Origin of the sequence: Bradyrhizobium sp. ORS 285, from assembly GCF_900176205.1 — a bacterium.
Classification (GTDB): domain Bacteria; phylum Pseudomonadota; class Alphaproteobacteria; order Rhizobiales; family Xanthobacteraceae; genus Bradyrhizobium.
The window spans coordinates 97,256-117,051 of the sequence record NZ_LT859959.1; the positions used below are offsets into that span (position 1 = coordinate 97,256).

Genomic DNA, 19,796 nt, shown 5'->3' on the forward strand with positions numbered 1-19,796 from the left:
CTCGACTAGCAACTCTTGAGAAGGGATCAGTCGATGACAACGAAGCGAGCACTGCAGCCCTCGGCTGAAAGCATTGCGCGGGCGGAGCGCCGGCAGCTCGCCGCCGAGGACGGGGCCAAGGCGATGGCCGAGTGGGATCGGCGCGCCACCGCGGTCCGCAACAACATGGAGCGGCTGCGCGCGCTCAGGCTGGCCAAAGAGGCGCAGGACGCCGCGACGGGCGTTGATGCCGCGTCAACCGCGACCCCCAAGCGGCGCAAGAAGGCCGCTCGATAGTTCGAACCGCGAGCGGCGATGTTCGTTTTACTTGTGAAGCCAGCGTTCCGCGTACAGGTTCCACCTTCCTGCCGAGGAGGCTGACGTGCCCAAATCCGCTGCGAGAGACGTTCGCATTTCGAGGGACGATGCCGAGGGAGGCCAGATGATCGCCTTTGCGCTCGCAATCGGCTCGACGCGACAGGTCTGTCAGCTCGAGACCAGCTTCTGCACCCGCAATCAGGCACTGGCCTATCTGCAACGAAATCGGACGACGTTCGAGCAGCGCGCCCGCGAGCTGTTCGCGCGCGGCGAAGTCACGGACGGCGTGATTCATCTCAAGATGATCTGACGCGTCACGGCCGCAGGCGCTGTGCCATCGAAGGCGGGCGCCGCGCGCGCAGCTCTAGTCCGTCTTTCGCTTGACCGGCAGCGGCACGCGCTCATACGTCGCCGGAAGGTTCACCGGCCGGTAGTCTGTCGACTCCGCGATGCGCATCAGCACGCTCTCATGGATGAATGCGCCGTCGGGAATGAAGCGCGGCTCGCAATCGGGAATGTAGAAGCCGAAATGCGCCTTGCGCTGGGGCCACTCCTTGTACTTCGCCCGCTTCGGCAGATATTCGAGCAGCCGCCAGGCTGGCGTCATCGAATTGTGCAGCGGGCCGCGGATGCTCGGCTCCACATAGGAGAACGGGCTGTTCTTGCGCTGAACGCCCCAGGCGAGCTGATTGACGGTGCGCGGATTGACCGCAAGCCCGGCCTCGACCGCTTCGTCGATCATCCAGAGCAGCGGATATTTCGAGGCTGCTGATTGCGCCTCCGGATAGCCGCCGCCGACGTCGCAATGCACGCCCGCGAACCACACCTGCTTGGCGTCCTGCGGTCCCGCCTTGGCCTTGTTGAAACGATTCGGCGTGAAGGTCTGCGGCATCTCCCACGGCTTCAGCCGGAACATGCAGCGCCGCTCGTCCATGGCTGCGGCCTGGCGAAAGATCTTCACGCTGGGATTACTGATCGTGAACGCCAGCTCCTCGAGGCTCGGCAGCGCGAACAGCCGATCGGTGCGCGGCACGATCACGCTGGCCACCGTATCCCACACGCCAACGAAGTGGATGGTCGGCCAGCGCGTCGAGGTGATGCGGGCGAACTGTGCGGCCTGGTCGTCGCGGCTCTCCGGAATCGGCCCTTCTTCCTCGGTGCTCTCGAGCTCCTTGGTGATGCCACGCCCGGCCTGCGGATTGTCGGACGAGTACTTCTTGTAGGCGATCACGCCGGAGCCGGCGAGATTGAGCTGATCGGGCGAGATCAGTCCGACCTTGTGAATCAGCCCGGCCAGCACGCGCACCGTGTAGGCGCCGCGCGAGAAGCCGAACAGGAAGATGCGGTCGCCGTCCTCGTAATGCGTCGCAAGGAAGCAGTAGGCCTTGATGACGTTGTCATCGAGGCCGTAGCCGGTCGCGAGACCGAGCACCATGTTGAAATTGGTCTTGAAGCGATGCCAGCTGTCGGGCTGCGTCAGGGTGCCGACGCCGGGATCGTAGAACACGGCCTGGTGCGGCGTCGTCTTGTCGGTCTTGCGCAGGCAGCGATAGAGCTTGAGGACGTTGGAAATGTTCTCGCTGATCTCGTTGCCGGTGCCGTCGCAGCAGATGACAATATTCTTCATGACAAAGGAATGTCCGCGATAATGCTACCGCAGCGAGTGTAGAGCATCTGGCCGCGGTTGGGGAGGTCGATGGCCATGACACTTCGTCTGGGGCGCGTTGGTCACCAGGCGGATGACATCGCGATCATCGATCATCGATGGCCATTGTGCGAACGCGACGGCACGAACGCGCTGGCCCGTTCGTCTCGCGGCTTCTGCGCAGGCGCGGTTTGGTGCCGTCATCCCGCAAATGAAAACGGCCGGATCTTGCGATCCAGCCGTTCCGGCAATTCGACTCGCTCAGGCCCGCTCGCGCGGCCGGCGATCAATCCTTGAAGCTCAGCTCGCCTTGGCGACCGGAGCGGCCTCGGCGGCCTTCTTCTCGATCGCGCGCTTCAGCTCGAGGGCGCGCGGCGACAGCGCCGCGGCGTTGGCCTTCAGCAGGTAGGCATCGAGGCCGCCATTGTGGTCGACGCTCTTGATCGCGTTGGTCGAGACGCGCAGGCGCACGTTGCGGCCGAGCACGTCCGAGATGAAGGTGACGTTGCACAGGTTCGGCAGGAAGCGCCGCTTGGTCTTGATGTTCGAGTGGCTGACCTTGTGGCCAACCTGGGGGCCCTTGGCCGTCAGTTCACAGCGCCGCGACATGGCAATAAATCCTCTCTCATCCCCGCACCCTTCGTCCGCTCGTATCGGCGGGCCGCGGGGGTCCAAAACTCGTCCAGCTCGTCTCTGGGAGATGCGGTCCTATAGGGGGGACGCGGCTTTTCGTCAAGGTTTTGAAGGCCACGGCAATTGGCGGGCGTCGGGGCTTGCCAGTACCTGCGTCTGGACGCATGCCGCAGCGAGCAGGCCTGCGGCGTCGGGCCGCAATGCCGGTCGATCAGAAAAGCGGACGTATAATCAATAGTATAGCGTGCAGTTTAGACCATATAAAGGGCGCATTCGGGCGTGATGGATAGGGCACCCGCGAACCCTCCCAGCGCCAGAATGGCGGGCTCCTGGCGCGGTGCCGGAAAAAAGTGCGCGGTTCCGGCAAGTCAGAGGACGAACGTCCCAAGGGTTGTTCGGGCGCAAAGCGCTGGACAAACCGCCATTGTCGGACGGTTCGCGTTGTTCGAAGGCGTTTTTGGCTTAAGTAGCAAGGACGGCGCGTCGGATCAGTCCGACGCTCAGGCAGGCGGATCGGCAGGATCATCCCTCACGTGACCATCATCTCGGCTCCCTCATTCCTCTCGCGTCGCCTGATCGCGGCCGGTTCCGCCCTTTGTCTGTTGCTGCTGGCGCAGAGCGCGCAGGCGCAGGCCCGGCTGGACGCGCAATATGAGGCGTCGCTGGCCGGTATTCCCGTGGGCAAGGGCACCTGGGCCATCGAGATCGGCGACGATCAATACGGCGCCTCCGTGCAAGGCGGTACCGCGGGACTGCTGAAGAGTTTCTCGCAAGGCTCCGGCACGGGCTCAGTGCAGGGCCGCGTCGTCAACGGCGCGCTGGTCGCTCAGAGCTATCAGGCCTCGACCACCACGGGAAAGAAATCCGAGCAGATCCGCATCAATCTGCAGAACGGCACGGTGAAGGATTTCGCCATCGAACCGACCCCGCCGGTCGATGCCGACCGCATTCCGGTGACGGACGCGCACAAGCGCGGCGTGCTCGATCCGATGACGGCTTCGCTGGTGCGCGTGCCCGGCAATGGCGAACTGCTGTCGCCGGAGTCCTGTCGGGGCGCTGCGCCGATCTTCGACGGCCGGATGCGCTACGAGCTCAAGCTCGACTACAAGCGCATGGAGAACGTCAAGGCGGAGAAGGGCTATCGCGGCCCTGCGCTGGTGTGCGCGATCTACTTCACGCCGGTCGCGGGCTACATCCCGGACCGGCCGGTGATCAAATATCTTGCCCAGGCGCGCAACATGGAAGTCTTCTTCGTGCCGCTCGCAGGCACGCGCGTGCTGGTGCCGTTCAGGGTGGTCATCCCGACGTCGTTCGGCACCGCGATGCTGGAGGCGACGACCTTCATGACCCAGGCGACACCGCACGTCGCCAAGACGCAGTAGTGCAGCGGACCATCATTTTTCCGCATGTTCCATGTGCGTCGCTCCGGAAAGCGCCTCCGAGGCTGAATCCGGATTCGGGCGTGATGGCGTGACCGCGCGGCATCGGCTTGATGATGTTGCTTGAATCGTCGCAACACCTCCGATGGCACGTGACGCGGTTGCAGTGACAGCGGTTCGAGAGTGCGCTTCAGGATGCCGCTTCGTCACATCGGTGAATCCGTTTGACTCTTGCCTCGATCTGATTCGACTCAGGTGCGGCGCAAACGCGCTCCGGTTCCCTCGCAAAAGCGTTGCTTGTCGAGCCTCTGAAAACTTGATCTAGTGCTGATGAGATCGCAGAGCGCGAGATGTTGCGGTGAACGAAGCCGGAAAGACGTGGGAGTCAGCGATTCCTTCGTGATTCGTTCTCAAGGCGTTCCGAAGCTTAAGCTGCGTGCCTATATGCGTCACAATGTGAGACAGGGTGAGGAGCGCAGCCTCTCAGTAACGACGACAAATCCAGCATCCATCGCGCCTGACCCGCGCGCCTGCAACGCCGGCTTCGAGACCCAAATTTAACGAATGGCTTTTTCGTCCTCTTCGGCTGCCTCGCCTTTCGAGCGCATGTCCGACCGTGCACCCGACCGTGCTCCCGGAAGCGGCGTCACTGCCGTGCTCGGTCCGACCAACACCGGCAAGACTCATCTTGCGATCGAGCGCATGCTTGCGCACTCCTCCGGCATCATCGGGCTGCCGCTGCGGCTGCTCGCGCGGGAGGTCTACAACAAGATCGCCGATCGGGTCGGCAGCGAAGCTGTCGCGCTGATCACCGGCGAGGAAAAGATCAAGCCGAAAAATCCGCGCTATTGGGTCTCGACCGTCGAGGCGATGCCGCGTGATCTCGACGTGTCCTTTCTCGCCGTCGACGAAATCCAGATCGCCTCCGATCTCGAGCGCGGCCACGTCTTCACCGATCGCATCCTCAATCGCCGCGGCCGCGACGAGACGCTGCTGCTGGGCGCTGCGACGATGCGTCCGATCATCGAGCGGCTGTTGCCGGGCGCTTCGATGGTAACGCGGCCGAGATTGTCGCAGCTGGAATTCGCCGGTGACCGCAAGATCACGCGGCAGCCGCGGCGGACCGCGATCGTCGCCTTCTCCGCCGACGAGGTCTATGCGATCGCCGAATTGATCCGCCGTCAGCATGGCGGCGCGGCTGTCGTGCTCGGCTCGCTGTCGCCGCGCACGCGGAATGCTCAGGTGGCGATGTTCCAGAACGGCGACGTCGACTATCTCGTCGCCACCGACGCCGTCGGCATGGGCCTCAATCTCGACGTCGATCACGTCGCCTTTGCCTCCGACCGGAAGTATGACGGCTATCAGTTCCGCCGCCTGACGCCGTCGGAGTTTGCCCAGATCGCAGGCCGTGCCGGGCGCGCAACGCGTAACGGGACCTTCGGTACTACTGGGCGTTGCGCCCCGTTCGAGCCTGAGCTGGTGAACGCGCTCCAGAACCACACCTTCGATACCGTGAAGGTGCTGCAATGGCGCAATTCGAAGCTCGATTTCGCCTCGCTCGGCGCGCTGCAGGTGTCGCTGGCGCTGGCACCCGGCCATGAGGCGCTGACGCGAGCGCCGATCGCCGAGGATCTGCGCGTGCTCGATCACGCCGCGCGCGACGCCGAGGTGCGCGACATGGCGCATGGCGCCGCCGCTGTCGAGCGTCTATGGGAAACCTGCCAGATTCCCGATTATCGCCGGCTGTCGCCGGCCGCGCATGCGGAGCTGGTCACCACGGTGTTCGGCTTCCTGATGCAGAAGGGGCGTATTCCCGACGCCTGGTATGCGGCCCAGGTCGACCAGGCGGACCGCATAGATGGGGACATCGACACGCTGTCAGGGCGGATTGCACAAATTCGCACCTGGACCTTTGTCGCCAATCGGCCAGATTGGCTGCGTGATCCCGACTATTGGCAGGGAATTACCCGCGAACTCGAAAATAAATTGTCAGACGCCCTTCATGAACGGCTCACAGAGCGTTTCGTTGACCGTCGTACCAGTGTATTGATGCGGCGCCTGCGGGAGAACAGTGTTTTGAATACGGAAATCGGCAAGACCGGCGAAGTGATCGTTGAAGGGCACGCGATCGGCCGCCTGGATGGATTCACCTTCGCCCCCGACGCCGCCGAAGCCGGCTCCGAGGCCAAGGCCTTGCAGGCTGCTGCCCAGAAGGCGCTGGCCGGCGAGATCGAGGCGCGTGCCGAGAAGCTGTCCAATGCGCCGGATGAGCACATCGTGCTCACTGCCGACGGCACCATGCGCTGGACCGGCGACGCCGTCGCCAAGCTGGTGGCGGCCGATGACGCCCTGCATCCGCGACTGCGCATCATTGCCGATGAGCGGCTGACAGGTGCGGCCCGCGACAAGGTGCAGGCCCGGCTCGATCTGTGGCTCAAGACCCATATCGAGAAGCTGCTCGGCCCGCTGTTCGAACTGTCCAAGGCCGAGGACATCACCGGTATCGCGCGTGGCATCGCCTTCCAGCTGGTGGAGGCGCTCGGCGTGATCGAGCGCGCCAAGATCGCGGGCGAGATGAAGGATCTCGACCAGCCGTCGCGTGCCACCCTGCGCAAATATGGCGTGCGGTTCGGCGCCTATCACATCTACGTCCCGGCGCTGCTCAAGCCGGCCGCGCGCGCGCTCGCTGCGCTGCTGTGGGCCGAGAAGCAGGGCAATGTCGACATGTCCGCGCTGACCGGCGCGCAGCATCTGGCAAGCTCCGGGCGCACCTCGTTCCCGGCGGACAAGGCGCTGCCGCGCGACGCCTACCGCGTGCTCGGTTATAAGCAGGCGGGTGAGCGTGCCGTGCGCGTCGACATCCTGGAGCGGCTCGCCGACCTGATTCGCCCCGCTCTGGCGTGGCGCGAGAATACGCAGGGCGAAAAGCCCGCCGGAGCGTTCGATGGTCGTGGCTTCGTCGTGACCCAGGCGATGACCTCGCTCACCGGCTCGGCCGGCGAGGATTTCGCCTCCATCCTGCGCGCGCTCGGCTACCGCATGGAGAAGCGGCCGCCGCTGCCCTCCAAACCGGTGGAGAAGCCGGCGGAGGCCGTCACATCGGAAGCCGCGCCGACCGAAGCCGCGCCGACGGAGGCCGTCGACGCCAGCGCGAGCGAGCAGACGCCGACCGTGGCCGAAGCCGCTGTGGCGCCGGTCACCGAGCAGGTGATGGCCCCGGAGGTCGCTGCGGAGCCTTCCGTCGAGCCGGCGCCGGTCTCGGCGATGTCGTCACTCCCCACGGTCGATTTCGTCACCGCTCCTCCGTCCGAGGAGACGCCTGCAGTCCAGGCTGCTGCCGTCGAGGCCGAAGCTGTGGCCGAGACCCCGGCCGACGCGCTCCCCGAAGCCGTCGCGCCGGAGGCACCGCAGCCCGAAGCAACGCCGGCTGACGTTGTGGAGCCTGCCGCCTCGGCTGAGGCCACGCCGGCTGCCGAGCCCGTGCTGGTCGAGGTCTGGCGTCCCGGCGGACGCTCGGAAGAGCGTCGTCCGCGCCACGAGCATCATCAGCGCAACCGCCATCACCGTCCGCAGCACGATCGCGGCCAGGCCGCCGCTAGCGGCGAGCAGGCTGCGGCGGGTGCCGCACCGGCCGAAGGCGAGGCGCGGGGAGATCGCCATCATCGCGGTCATGGCCGTCGCGACCGGGTCAAGGAGTTCGGCAAGGACTTCCGCAAGGGCTCGCCACAGGCAGGCGGCGAGGCTGCCGCCGGGGCCTCCCCGGCGCGCGAGGATCGCGGGCCGCGCCGCGACAACGATGCCAAAGGACGCGACCAGAACCGCGACCGCAACAAGGGCGGCAAGTTCGGCGGCGACCGCGAGGGACGCGGCGGCCGCGACTTCGGCAAGGGCGGTCGCGACAAGCGCGACAGCGGCCCGGCGCTGCGCCCCTACGCCTCGAGCGGCGGCGGTGGTCGCGATCGCGACCGGCCGGCCGATCCGAATTCGCCGTTCGCCAAGCTGGCCGCGCTCAAGGAACAGCTCGCGGCCAACAACCGCAAGGACTGATCCGCGCGCGCAGCGCCGAGCCAGGGGACAACGCCGACGTCCGACGTTCCTTCAGAGCGCCAGCGCCTCGACAAGTGGCTGTGGCATGCGCGGGTGGTGAAAGCCCGCACCAGCGCCGCAGCGCTGGTGTCCGCGGGCCATGTCCGCATCAACGGCGTTCGCGAGACCTCGCCCGGCCATGGCGTGAAGATCGGCGACGTGCTGACGATCGCGCTCGATCGCAATGTCCGCGTGCTCAGGGTGACCGGCTTCGCCGAGCGCCGCGGTGACGCGACCTCGGTCCGCGGGCTATATGATGACGTCGAGGCCGGCGGGCGTTCGTGAGCGGCTGTGCCAAAGCCATTTGCGATTCAGTTCTTCGCCGCGCTTCCCTTGCGGCACACCACGTCCTGCGCTAGTGCAGGCCTGCCGATTTATTGATCCGTTCCGGAGCCCTGGATGACTTACGTCGTCACCGAAAACTGCATCAAATGCAAATACACCGATTGCGTTGAGGTCTGCCCGGTAGACTGCTTCTACGAGGGCGACAACATGCTGGTCATTCATCCGGACGAATGCATCGATTGCGGCGTGTGCGAACCCGAATGCCCGGCCGACGCGATCAAGCCGGACACCGAGCCGGGGCTGGAGAAGTGGCTCGGCGTCAACGCCGAATACGCCAAGTCATGGCCGAACATTACCCAGAAGAAGGATCCGCCGGCGGACGCCAAGGAGCACGACGGCGAGGCTGGAAAGTTCGAGAAATATTTTTCGTCCAAGGCCGGCGCCGGCGACTGAGGGATTACCATGTGACCGGCGCTGAAGCAGCGCCGGCGGCTTGATGCGGAATCACCGGCCGATCGGAATCGCTACGCGGAAACAATGGGCTAGGACGCATGTTGCGGTGCGGTGACAAGCGCTGCACAAGTGTTCGATTCTGGCACGCTTCACTTAACCCTAACTTCGCGGATCCGTCACAATACCGCCCCTGAGGCCTCTAAATCATTGATTTTTGCGGGAAATGTGCTATATATGGCACATTCTCAGAGCCGAACCCGGCCATGCGTAACCTTTTTTGGCCGCCCTTTTAGGTTCCCGCAACATCAAACAGGGGCGTGGCAGTTCCGCGCGCAGGCTGTGTCACAGAAAACGCGTAAAAAGAGTGCTTCCAAGAGTACAAAAAAAGCCGCCGCGGCCAGCCGCAGCGTTTCCAAGGGCCGTGCCCGGGCTCCTGTAAAGGAGATTCGGGCTGCCGCAAAGGCCTCGGCTGCCAAGTCCACCAAGAACAAAAGAAGCGCAATGCCTGAAAAGACTGCCAAGACTGCCGCGAAAGCATCCGCCGCGAAAACCACTCTTGAAAAGGACTCTGTCGCCAAGGCCGCTCCGGCCAAGGCTGCCGCTGCGCCCAAGGCCACCAAGACGGCCGTTCCTGCTGCTGCCCCTGCTGCCGCCAAGCCCCCCGTTGCCGCCAAGCCGGCTGCCCCCGCTGCGGCCGCGCCGCGCGTCGAGGAGAAGAAATTGCCGACCCAGCGCCAGGGCTTCAAGACCAACGAATTCGTCGTCTACCCCGCTCACGGCGTCGGCCAGATCCTGGCCATCGAGGAGCAGGAGATCGCGGGCGCCAAGCTCGAACTGTTCGTCATCAACTTCATCAAGGACAAGATGACGCTGCGCGTGCCGACCGCCAAGGTCGCCAATGTCGGCATGCGCAAGCTGTCCGAGCCGGCGCTGGTCAAGAAGGCGCTGGAGACCCTGAAGGGCCGCGCCCGCGTCAAGCGCACGATGTGGTCGCGTCGCGCCCAGGAGTACGAAGCGAAGATCAATTCGGGCGACATCGTCGCGATCGCGGAGGTCGTGCGCGATCTGTATCGTTCGGAGTCGCAGCCGGAGCAGTCCTACAGCGAACGTCAGCTGTATGAAGCCGCGCTGGACCGGCTGTCGCGCGAGATCGCGGTCGTGCAGCACTCGACCGAGACCGAGGCCGTCAAGGAGATCGAGACGCAGCTCGCCAAGAGCCCGCGTCGCGGTGCCAAGACCGAGGCCGACGCGGTGGCTGAGGGCGATGCCGACGCCGAGGGTGACGACATCGACGGCGACGACACCGCCGTGGCGGATGAAGCCGCCTGATCACTCGTTAGCGCGTTTTCGAATTAGTTACTTACGAAAGCCCGGCCGCAAGGTCGGGCTTTTTTGCGAGGCCGTGAGGTCATGCCGGCTGCCATGCGCTCCACCAAGCGGCTCCGCACCTTCTGTCGGTTCGCCAGCCTTCTCGCCTATGGCGGGGCGCTCTCGATTTACCATCATGCGCAGCCGATAGCGGCGAAGGCCTACAACGAACCTTGTGCGGGCCAAGGCATGCTCTTCGGCGAGCCGACGTCCGTCGGCGCGCTCTTGCTCGTGCTGCTCGTCGCTGCCGTTCCAGTGCTGCTCGTCCGCGGCACTGCCAGCGTCATGCTGAACCTGGGGCTCGGACTTGTCGAATTGGTGGCTGCGATGTCGTTGCTCGCCACCGCTGGCCGGCCGCCCTATGAATGCTTCACCCAGGCCGGGACCTACGAAGACCATGTCTCGGGGCTCGGCGAGTTCGAGCTCGCGTCAGTGCTGCTCGTTCTGCTCTCCCATCTCCTGCTTGCGGTTGATCTGCTCACCAGGATGGTGCGAGGTTTGATGGCGCGGAGCAGCGCCGAGGACTCCGGATCGCAGCTTTCACGCATCACGACGCGGTCGTGATACGACCAGACCAGAAGACGGCTCCCGGGATCACCCCTCAGGATTGGCCTGCACCAACTGGATCGTGATCGGACGGAGCAGCAGCTGGTTCAGCTCGGGAATGCGCGACGCAAGGAGGCGACGTGGCCCGACCTCCGTGCCCCAGAGCGCGAAGGCGCGCCAATCGACGCTGAACACCGCCAGTGCCGCCGCATCGGCTCGTTCAAGCCGGGACATCTGCTCGTCGATCGACCGCTGAGGACCATAATCGTCGAGCACGAGCTCCGGCTCCGCGATCGGAGGCAGCGCCCGGTACCCGGCCTGCTTGATCCAGGCCAGCCCCTCATTCGTGACGGCACAGCAGTGCGGCATGCCACCGAAGCCGCCGCCACGCAGTCCTCGCTCGATCCACCAGTCGTTCTGCCAGAACAGCATGCCCTCCAGCCGTTCGAAGTGCTCGTTCCAGCCGCCGGCCCTCCAGACCATCTTCATCGCGGGAATGCGCCACTCCTCACCTTTGGCGGTGAAGTAGACGTGCCTCGTGCCCTGACGGCCACCCGCCTGCGTCCGCTCATTGCCGGACGGCTCGAGCTCGACCTCCTTGTGCAGCAGGCCGGCCGCGACCCAGTGGTCGAACCGCTCCTCGCCTTCAAAGCTCATGGGCGGATAGGGCTCGATGAACCGCGCCAGTTTCTTGCGGCCGTCGAGCAGCAGCGGCAGCTCGTAGCCGGTGTGGATCAGATAGGGGGCCTGCTGGATCGATGGGATGCGATCGACGATGAACTCGCGATCGGGGAAGTCGAGGGCAGCCCAGTCGAGGCTGATCCCGAACGCCTCGCAGAGCTTCAGCGCTTCGGCATCGTTGAGATAGAAGATCTTCTGATCCAGCTCGGCCTCTTCGGTTGCGCCGAGCAGGTCGCAAAGCCGAAGACGATCGGTGACCGCGAAACGGGCCTGCAACACCGGGCACCATTGCTCACGATCGAACAAAGATAACAGGAACAGGTGAGGCGTCGGGGAGGGAGAGGTCATGGCCGATATTGCACTCTCCAGGCGCCGGCTCCCGAACCCTCAGCTTCCTGTCACTCCACCACGATCTTCACGCGGTCGCGGACCTTGACTTGGGCGCGGGCGTCGAGGCCGTTGAGGACGCGGAAGCGCTCGATCGGGCGGTCGACGCCGGACATGCGGTGGGCCAGGGATTCGACGGTGTCCCCGGGCTGCACCGTGATGACCTTGATGCGCAGCGGCCGGGCCGACTGGATCTCTTCCAGGCTGAGGCGGCGGAACGAGTTGACCGCCTCCCGCGCGTTGCGCTCGCTCTCGGTGGTCTTCTGCCGCGAGGCGAAGATGAAGCGGTAGACGTCGTTGCCGACCCGCAGGGCATAGACCTTGAACTGCCAGGGATCGCCGCTGGCCGTCGTGGAGGCCGCCGGGAAGCCGTTGATCGTGAGCTCCTCGGTCGCCGACTTGTCGACATTCTCCATCCAGCCGGAATTGAGATAGTCGCCGAGCGTCTGCTGGGCCGGCACGCGCACCACGTCGAAGCGCATCGCCTGGGCGCCGCCCTCGCGCACGCCGATCACGGCCTGCGCGGTGTTGTCGAGCGTGAAGTTCTCCGGCGCCTGGAAGGTGAATCCGAGCTTCGGATGCAGGAAGCGCCGGCCGCGCACGAAGCCCTCGCTCGGGTCCTCGCCGTAGACGATGTTGTCGACCGCCGCCAGATAGGTCTCGCGATCATGCTCCTTGGCATCAGAGGAGACGTATTGCTTGGCGATCGCCGCCGCGTTCTGCACCCGCTCCGGCGTCGCCGGATGCGACGACAGGAAGTCCTGTGCGCGCGGGTCGATGGCGACCTTGCCGGCCTTCAGCTCGGCATTGCGCTCCATCGAGGACAGGAACCGCGCCGCGCCATAGGGGTCGAACTTGGCCTTGGCGGAAATCCCTACGCCGATGCCGTCCGCCTCGAACTCCTGGGTGCGCGAGAAGCTCGCCATCGTCAGCTTGGTCTTGGCCAGAGCCAGCGCCGTGAGGTCCGGATCGTTGCCCATGTCGGAAACGACGCGGGTCACGACGGCCGCCTGGCGGGCCTGATCCTCGCGAATCGCGGCGTGCCGCGCCAGCACATGCGCCATCTCGTGGCTCAGCACCGACGACAATTCCGAGGTGTCGTTGGCGAGCGCGATCAGGCCGCGCGTCACATAGAGCTGGCCCGTCGGCAGCGCGAAGGCGTTGACCGCACCGGAGTTCAGGATCGTGACCTTGTAGCCCTGGTCCGGCCGATCTGACGCAGCGACGAGCCGATCGACGATCTTGCTGATCAGCCCTTCAAGCTGGGGATCCTCATAGGCGCCGCCATAGGTTGCAAGAATGCGCTCGTGCTCGCGATCGCTGGCCGGCGTGGTCTGCACCATCGCGGGCTTGGGTCGCGGCGTCGGCATCGGCGCGGTGGCCTGCTGCAGCTTGCCCATGTCGCTGCAGCCGCCCAGCGCCAGTCCGACGCACAGCAAAGCTGGTGCGATCCGCGAACAGCAGCCCACCATCGTCATGCGCGCTCGAACAGACAAGTTCACGTCGCTACTCACGTACCTTCGCGGATCAGTTGCCGCTCAAAATCTCGATCTGGGTGATCTGGCTCAGTTCCAGTCTCGGGCCCTGATGCGCTTCGACCCAACCGCGCACCTGAACCCGCCGATTCGCAAGTGATTTTGTCTCGATGCCGGCACCTTCCAATACCGCCACCATACGCTTTGGAATAATCACCGCGAAGCCCCGTGTCCAGCTACGAGCGAAGTTCAGATAAGTTGTTGTCCCCGTCTGTCGTACGGACAACACCTTCCCTTCGACAACCGTAAATAGCCCTACGCGAGCCAAAATATCGTCTGGACTTTCCGCGTTTTTTATGACGGTCGCAATCTTCCAGAGCCCGCGCTGCGCCGTGCGCGCCTCGGCCTCCGCCGTTCCGAGGCTGAGGGCGCAGTCCCGGTCCTGAACGTCGATCCCGCGCAGGGCGGCGCCCTGCCGCAGCAGCTCGTTTTGAGCCGGCTGGTCGTCGCCGGCGATGAAGGCGAACGCGCGTTGACGGCCGTACCGGTCGGGTGCGTCATCGTCGCCGCGCAGCACGATGTCCCGGTCGCGCAATAGCGCGCCGAGCGCGTCAATCGCCGCCGCGCGCTGCTCCGGCGGCGGGACCTCGATGCCGGCGAGCCGGATCTCCCGGCCGTCGCTGAGGCGCACGCTGCGTGCATCGACGATGTCGCTGACATGCCCGTCGCCAAGCTCCGCCAACATGCAGGGGGCGGCATGGCTCGGCGACGCCGCGACGACCATTATGGTCGACGCCGCGACGATCATTGTGGTCGACGTCGCCGCGATCGTCGCACTCAGCATTCCGCTGGCGAGCCCTCGTCTGCAGTCGATCATGCGTGCACGCGCCATGCTGCATCATCGCACGAAATTTGCGTTCCACTGAGCGGAAAACAGCGGCATCCGTCTGCTTTGTTAGGCGCTTGCCGCATGCCTGGGCGTGCGTCATGATGCCAACTATCAACGAGGCCGTTGCCATGTAGCGACGTGCCCGGCAGGGAGGATATTGATGAGCGGATCCATTCGCGGCGCGGCGACGTCACTGGTCATGCTGGCGTCGGCGCTGACGCTGTGCGCCAGCGTAGCGCAGGCGCAGAGTAAGCCGCCGTTGAAGATCGGCGGCATCCTCGACATGTCGAGCCTCTATGCCGACATCACCGGGCCCGGCAGCGAGGCCGCGGCGAAGATGGCGGTCGAGGATTTCGGCGGGGAGGTGCTCGGGCGCAAGATCGAGGTGATCGCCGCCGATCATCTCAACAAGGCCGATCTCGCCGCCACCATCGCACGCGACATGCTCGACAACCAGGGCGTCGAGATGATCTGGGACGTCGCAGCCTCCGCCACTGCGCTGGCCGCCGGCGAGATCGCCAAGGCGCGCAACAAGATCATCATCTTCAACGGTCCGGGCTCGGTGCGTCTCTCCAACGAGGCCTGCGGTCCCTACACCGTGCACTACGTGTTCGACACCTTCGCGCAGGCCAACGTCACCGGGCTCGCGGCGGTGAAGTCGGGGCTCGACAGCTGGTTCTTCCTCACCGCCGATTACGCATTCGGCCAGGATCTCGAGAAAGACACCAGCGCGGTCGTCGTGAAGTCCGGCGGCAAGGTGCTCGGCAGTGTGCGCCACCCGCTCAACACCTCCGACTTCTCGTCCTTCCTGCTGCAGGCCCAGGCGTCCAAGGCCAAGGTGATCGGGCTCGCCAATGCCGGCGGCGACACCATCAACGCGATCAAGCAGGCGGCCGAGTTCGGCATCGCCAAGGGCGGCCAGAAGCTGTCGCCGCTGCTCGCCTTCGTCTCCGACATCGACAGCGTCGGACTGGAGACCGCGCAGGGGCTATTGGTCGCCGAAGCGTTCTACTGGGATCTCAACGACGACACCCGCGCCTTCACCAAGCGCTTCATGGAGCGCACCAAGCGCGTGCCGACCTCGGCGCAGGCCGGCGTGTACTCCTCGGTGACGCACTATCTCAAGGCGGTGAAGGCCGCCGGCACCACCGATCCGGACGCCGTCATGAAGCTGATGCGGTCGACTGACATCAACGACATGTTCGCGAAGGGCGGCCGCATCCGCGCGGACGGCCGCATGGTGCACGACATGTATCTGTTCGAGGTCAAGAAGCCGTCGGAATCGAAAGCGAAGTCCGACGACTACAAGCTGCTCGCCACCGTGCCCGGCAACGAGGCGTTCCAGTCGCTGGAGCTGTCGCGCTGTCCACTGGTGAAGAAATAATCGTGGTCATTGCGAGCGAAGCGACGTGTCCGCCTTAGCCCGAAGGGCGACGGCGGAAGCAATCCAGGGCGACACGGGGACTCTGGATTGCTTCGTCGCTTCGCTCCTCGCAATGACGGCCAAATCGGAGACCTCCGCCATGACCACCAATAGCACCGTCCTGCAACACCTCGATTCCGGTCTGCTCACCATCACGATGAACCGCCCGGAGCGGCGCAACGCGCTCAATAGTGACTTGACGAAGGGACTGGTCGAGGCCGCGCAGCGCGCGGCCAATGATGCGGAGGTGCGTGCCGTGCTGCTGAAGGGCGCCGGCGGCACGTTCTGCGTCGGCGGCGACGTCAAGGCGATGGCAGAGGCAAAGACCGCGCCGTCATTCGAGACCAAGGTGACGATGTTGCGCGAGCGCATGGAGGTGTCGCGCGTGCTGCATCAAATGCAGAAGCCCGTCGTGGCGCAGATCGACGGCGCGGCCGCTGGCGCGGGCCTGTCGATCGCGCTCGCCTGCGACCTCCGCGTCGCCGGCGAATCCGCCAAGATCACGACGGCCTTTGCCAAGGTCGGGCTGTCGGGTGATTTCGGCGGCACATATTTCCTGACGCAGCTGCTCGGCAGCGCCAAAGCGCGCGAGCTGTATCTGACCTCGCCGATCCTGACCGCGCGGGAGGCGCTGGCGCTGGGCATGGTGACGAAGGTCGTGCCTGATGCCGAGGTCGACGCCGCTACGCGCGAGCTCGCGCTCTCGCTGGCGCAGGGCCCGAGCGTCACGCTCGGCTACATCAAGCGCAACATCAACAACGCCGAGACGATGAGCCTGGAGGCCTGTTTCGACGCCGAGGCGATGCACCACTCGCGCTGCAGCGAGACCGAGGATCACAAGGAAGCGGCGCGGGCGTTCGTCGAGAAGCGTGCGCCGGTGTTTCACGGGCGGTAGTGGCGCGCTTCTCCGTCATTGCGAGCGTAGCGAAGCAATCCAGAGTCCTTGCTCGGCCCTGGATTGCTTCGCTACGCTCGCAATGACGGCGGCTGGTGCTGCGGAGCTGTGTCGTAGATCAACCTAATGAGTCCGGCCATGCCCTATCTCCACCTGCGCCAGATCTGCCTTGTCGCCCGCAGCCTCGAGCCGGTGGTGTCCGACATCGCCGCGATCATGGGGCTCGAGGTCTGCTACCGCGATCCGCATGTCGGCAAATACGGATTGGAGAATGCGCTGCTGCCGGTCGGGCCGATCCTGCTCGAGGTCGTCGCGCCGATCCGCGAGGGCACCGCCGCGGGCCGCTTCCTCGACAAGTCCGGCGGGCGCGGCGGCTACATGGCGATCTTCTCCTGCGACGATCCCGACGGCCGCGCCGCCCGTGCCAATGCCATGGGCGTGCGCACCGCCAATGTGATCGATCACCCGCCCTATCACGGCGTGCAATTGCATCCGCGCGACTGCCGCGCCGCGTTCATCGAGCTCAACCACACCGACGGCAGCGATGACGTGCTCGGGCCGTATCCGCCCGCAGGGCCGGACTGGACGCGAGCGATCCGCAGCGAAGTGACGACGGCGCTCACGGAGGTCGTGCTGCAGAGCCCGCAGCCATCAGCGCTCGCTGCGCATTGGGGACGGATTCTTGATGTGGGGCCCCAGACGGGAAACGATGGCACTAGCGATCTGGCGCTGCCGAACGCTCGCATTCGCGTTACGCGGGGCGAGCGTGAATTCATGAGCGGCTTGTCCTTTCGCGTGACGGACGTCGCGCGCGTCCCCGACGCTGCGCGGACGCGCAGCTATGCTGTGTCGCGCGATGGCTTCGAGATCGCGGGTGTGACGTTTACTGCGATCAGGTGAGATTGTGAGTTGGTCTCAGATCTCGTCCATCGATTCGCACTCGTTGTGCCCGTCCGATAGACTGCGATCTGGGCTTCATATGTGCCATGCCCCTCACCCGGATTGCGGTGCAATCCGACCTCTCCCCGCAAAGGGCGGGGAGAGGTTGCAGCGCGCGCCGAGAGTAATTGCCTCAACTCACCAAGTGATAGTCGCCATTTTCGTGACGACACGAGCCCTTACCGCAGCGCACGCTGCGCTCCCTCTCCCCGTTCTTCACGGGGAGAGGGTTGGGGTGAGGGGCCGCCGCACGGGAAGTGTTCGTAGTAGAATAGTCGCGTCGTCAAGCCGGCCCCTCACCGCCCCTTGAAATTCGCAAACCGCCGCTCCTCCGTCGCCTTCACGCCTTCCTTGAAATCCTCGGTCGCGCGCAGCCTTGTCTGCTCGGCCAGCTCGTGCTCGGTGGCGGCCATGACGCGGTCGGCGAGGTTGGCGCGCATCGTGGCGCGGGTGGAGAGCAGACCGAGGGGCGAGCATTCGGCGATTTCGGCAGCCAGCTTCATCGCGGCCGTGCGCACCTGGTCCTGCGGCACGCATTCATTGGCGAGGCCCATCTTCAAGGCCTCTTCGCCGGTGACGCGGCGGCTCGTGTAGAACATCAGCTCGGCGTTGTTCTTGCCGACGAGCTCCGGCAAGGTCACCGTCAGTCCGAAGCCGGGATGGAAGCCGAGCTTGGTGAAGTTGGCCGAGAAGCGCGCCTCGGGGCAGGTGACGCGGAAATCGGCGGATACCGCAAGCCCGAGCCCGCCGCCGATGGCGGCGCCATGCACGGCGGCGACGACAGGCTTCTTGCAGCGGAAGATGCGCACTGCCTGCATGTAGAGATGGTTGATCGCCCCGAGGCTGTCGGCCGGATCGCGTTTGGCTTCGGCCGCGTCCTGCGCCTGGCGTGCGGGATCGGTGAAATTGGCGCCGGCGCAGAACGCCTTGCCCTGTGCGGCCAGCACCGAGGCGCGAATCTCGATGTCGCGATCGAAGCCCTCGAGCGCATCCGCGATCTGGTTGATCAGCGAAATGTCGAAGAAGTTGAGCGGCGGCCGGCGGATCTCGATCAGGCCGACATGGCCATGAATCTCGACGCCGATGTCAGGGAAAGTGGTCACGTGGGGCTCCAGTTCTGCTTGTATGGGCGTCATTGCGAGCGAAGCGAAGCAATCCAGAGTCCTTGCTCAGCCCTGGATTGCTTCGCTTCGCTCGCAATGACGGAGTGTGGTTGTCGACGCCGTCAGCTAATAAGGAGGAGATTCGACTTGCCCTCACCGCAACCCAAGCCCGCGCGCGATGATGCCGCGCAGCACCTCCGTGGTGCCGCCCTGGATCGTCAGCTTCGGCGCGGTGCGGATCGCGAAGGTCAGCTGATTTTCCAGCGTCTCGCGATTGCCGGCGTCCTCCTCGACGAAGGCGGCGAGGTCACGCACGCGATGCGGCAGCTGCTGCTCCCACACCGTGCCGACATCCTTGACGATCGACGCCTCGACCACTGGCTCCTTGCCGGCGTGCAGCATGCCGGCAACCGACACCGACATCCGCCGCATCGCATGCAGCTGCGCCACCAGCCGGCCGATGCCCTCGGCGCTGCGCGTGTCGGGATCGGGGCCGACGGCGCGCACCAGCTCGGTCAGCACGTAATAGGTTTCCAGGAAGCGCTCCGGCCCGGAGCGCTCATAGGCGAGCTCGGAGGTCGCCTGCTTCCAGGCGCCGTCGATCTCGCCGAGCTGATGGTCGTCCGGCACGAAGGCGTCGGTGAAGACGACCTCGTTGAACTCCTTCTGGCCGGTGATCTGGCCAATCGGATTCACCTTGATCCCCGGCGACTTCATGTTGACCAGGAATTGCGTCAGGCCGTGGCGGCGGTTCTCCTTGGTCGACGGCGACGTCCGGAAGATCGCGATCATGTAGTCGGCCATGTGCGCCGACGTCGTCCAGATCTTCGAGCCGTTGATCAGCCAGCCGCCATCGGTCTTGGTCGCGCGCGTCTTGGCGGCGAACAGGTCTGAGCCGGAGTTCGGCTCGCTCATGCCGATCGCGAAGCACAGCTCGCCGCGGCAGATGCGCGGCAGGATGTCCGCCTTGATATGTTCGGGGGCGTAGCGCAGCAGGATCGGCCCGCTCTGGCGGTCGGCGACGAAGAAGCGCCGCACGGGCGCGTTGGCGACGCGCATCTCCTCGGTCACCACATAGCGCTCCAGGAACGTGCGCTCGTGGCCGCCATATTTCTTCGGCCAGGTCATGCCGATCCAGCCGCGTTCGCCGACGCGCCGGGAGAACTCGCGCGCATCGGCATCTTCGCGCAGCGGCTGATAGGGATTGAAGGTGCCGGCAGCAATCTCCTCGGCGAGGAACGCGCGCACCTCCTTGCGCAACTCCTCGCATTCGGGCGGCAGGCGGATCGGATCGAAACGAAGTGCGGTCATG

General features: G+C 65.2%; 19 protein-coding genes. 12 read left to right on the forward strand and 7 right to left on the reverse strand.

Annotated features, from left to right (window positions below; all coding sequences use genetic code 11):
- The first annotated feature begins 33 nt into the window (after nt 1-33).
- Together BRAD285_RS00445 and BRAD285_RS00450 are read left to right on the forward strand one after the other, a co-directional pair.
- Nucleotides 34-276, forward strand: a complete 243-nt coding sequence (locus BRAD285_RS00445; protein ID WP_006613660.1) for a hypothetical protein — start codon at nt 34-36, stop codon at nt 274-276.
- A gap of 145 nt (nt 277-421) precedes the next feature.
- Nucleotides 422-607, forward strand: coding sequence for a hypothetical protein (locus BRAD285_RS00450; RefSeq protein ID WP_006613661.1), 186 nt, complete (start codon nt 422-424; stop codon nt 605-607).
- A gap of 54 nt (nt 608-661) precedes the next feature.
- On the opposite strand, the gene BRAD285_RS00455 is transcribed toward BRAD285_RS00450, so the two are convergent.
- Complete coding sequence (locus BRAD285_RS00455) at nt 662-1,924, reverse strand: DUF2235 domain-containing protein (RefSeq protein WP_006613662.1); 1,263 nt, start codon at nt 1,922-1,924, stop codon at nt 662-664.
- A 69-nt stretch (nt 1,925-1,993) separates the two neighbouring features.
- On the opposite strand from BRAD285_RS00455, the gene BRAD285_RS35085 reads away from it, so the two are divergent.
- Nucleotides 1,994-2,239, forward strand: coding sequence for a hypothetical protein (locus BRAD285_RS35085; protein ID WP_172889723.1), 246 nt, complete (start codon nt 1,994-1,996; stop codon nt 2,237-2,239).
- A gap of 3 nt (nt 2,240-2,242) precedes the next feature.
- Here BRAD285_RS35085 and rpmB read toward each other — a convergent pair whose 3' ends face one another.
- Nucleotides 2,243-2,551, reverse strand: a complete 309-nt coding sequence (rpmB, locus tag BRAD285_RS00460; protein ID WP_006613663.1) for a 50S ribosomal protein L28 — start codon at nt 2,549-2,551, stop codon at nt 2,243-2,245.
- Nucleotides 2,552-3,108: 557 nt separating this feature from the next.
- Between rpmB and BRAD285_RS00465 the strand changes: the two genes are divergently transcribed.
- The 6 genes from BRAD285_RS00465 (at nt 3,109) to BRAD285_RS00490 (ending at nt 10,710) form a co-directional block, all read left to right on the forward strand.
- Nucleotides 3,109-3,957, forward strand: coding sequence for a DUF3108 domain-containing protein (locus tag BRAD285_RS00465; protein WP_035647737.1), 849 nt, complete (start codon nt 3,109-3,111; stop codon nt 3,955-3,957).
- A 561-nt stretch (nt 3,958-4,518) separates the two neighbouring features.
- Nucleotides 4,519-8,001, forward strand: a complete 3,483-nt coding sequence (locus tag BRAD285_RS00470; RefSeq protein ID WP_006613665.1) for a helicase-related protein — start codon at nt 4,519-4,521, stop codon at nt 7,999-8,001.
- Between the two features lie 93 nt (nt 8,002-8,094).
- The gene (locus BRAD285_RS00475; protein WP_006613666.1) at nt 8,095-8,325 is read left to right on the forward strand and encodes a S4 domain-containing protein; all 231 of its coding nucleotides are present in this window, start codon (nt 8,095-8,097) and stop codon (nt 8,323-8,325) included.
- Nucleotides 8,326-8,439: 114 nt separating this feature from the next.
- Nucleotides 8,440-8,778 carry a ferredoxin FdxA gene (gene fdxA, locus BRAD285_RS00480; RefSeq protein ID WP_006613667.1) on the forward strand — a complete coding sequence of 113 codons (339 nt, stop codon included), beginning with the start codon at nt 8,440-8,442 and terminating at the stop codon, nt 8,776-8,778.
- 501 nt (nt 8,779-9,279) lie between these two features.
- Entirely contained in the window at nt 9,280-10,107 is an 828-nt protein-coding gene (locus tag BRAD285_RS00485; RefSeq protein ID WP_083846439.1) for a CarD family transcriptional regulator, read from the forward strand.
- 81 nt (nt 10,108-10,188) lie between these two features.
- On the forward strand, nt 10,189-10,710 hold the full coding sequence (locus tag BRAD285_RS00490; RefSeq protein WP_035647742.1) for a hypothetical protein: 522 nt from the start codon (nt 10,189-10,191) through the stop codon (nt 10,708-10,710).
- Nucleotides 10,711-10,740: 30 nt separating this feature from the next.
- On the opposite strand, the gene BRAD285_RS00495 is transcribed toward BRAD285_RS00490, so the two are convergent.
- From BRAD285_RS00495 to BRAD285_RS00505, 3 genes are read right to left on the reverse strand one after another with little or no spacing between them, the layout of a single operon-like run.
- On the reverse strand, nt 10,741-11,721 hold the full coding sequence (locus BRAD285_RS00495; protein WP_006613670.1) for a hypothetical protein: 981 nt from the start codon (nt 11,719-11,721) through the stop codon (nt 10,741-10,743).
- 50 nt (nt 11,722-11,771) lie between these two features.
- Nucleotides 11,772-13,238 (reverse strand): M48 family metalloprotease, encoded by a 1,467-nt coding sequence (locus BRAD285_RS00500; protein WP_006613671.1) that lies wholly within the window; start codon nt 13,236-13,238, stop codon nt 11,772-11,774.
- A gap of 49 nt (nt 13,239-13,287) precedes the next feature.
- A complete protein-coding gene (locus BRAD285_RS00505; protein WP_006613672.1) occupies nt 13,288-14,043 on the reverse strand; it encodes a thermonuclease family protein in 756 nt (251 codons plus the stop codon).
- Between the two features lie 280 nt (nt 14,044-14,323).
- On the opposite strand from BRAD285_RS00505, the gene BRAD285_RS00510 reads away from it, so the two are divergent.
- The 3 genes from BRAD285_RS00510 to BRAD285_RS00520 all read left to right on the forward strand — a co-directional run bounded on the left by BRAD285_RS00510 (nt 14,324) and on the right by BRAD285_RS00520 (nt 17,342).
- Nucleotides 14,324-15,508 (forward strand): ABC transporter substrate-binding protein, encoded by a 1,185-nt coding sequence (locus BRAD285_RS00510; RefSeq protein WP_006613673.1) that lies wholly within the window; start codon nt 14,324-14,326, stop codon nt 15,506-15,508.
- 139 nt (nt 15,509-15,647) lie between these two features.
- Nucleotides 15,648-16,442 carry an enoyl-CoA hydratase gene (locus tag BRAD285_RS00515; protein WP_006613674.1) on the forward strand — a complete coding sequence of 265 codons (795 nt, stop codon included), beginning with the start codon at nt 15,648-15,650 and terminating at the stop codon, nt 16,440-16,442.
- A gap of 138 nt (nt 16,443-16,580) precedes the next feature.
- The gene (locus BRAD285_RS00520) at nt 16,581-17,342 is read left to right on the forward strand and encodes a VOC family protein (protein WP_006613675.1); all 762 of its coding nucleotides are present in this window, start codon (nt 16,581-16,583) and stop codon (nt 17,340-17,342) included.
- Nucleotides 17,343-17,677: 335 nt separating this feature from the next.
- On the opposite strand, the gene BRAD285_RS00530 is transcribed toward BRAD285_RS00520, so the two are convergent.
- A complete protein-coding gene (locus BRAD285_RS00530) occupies nt 17,678-18,484 on the reverse strand; it encodes an enoyl-CoA hydratase/isomerase family protein (protein WP_006613676.1) in 807 nt (268 codons plus the stop codon).
- A gap of 153 nt (nt 18,485-18,637) precedes the next feature.
- Complete coding sequence (locus BRAD285_RS00535) at nt 18,638-19,795, reverse strand: acyl-CoA dehydrogenase family protein (RefSeq protein ID WP_006613677.1); 1,158 nt, start codon at nt 19,793-19,795, stop codon at nt 18,638-18,640.
- Nucleotide 19,796 lies beyond the last annotated feature (1 nt).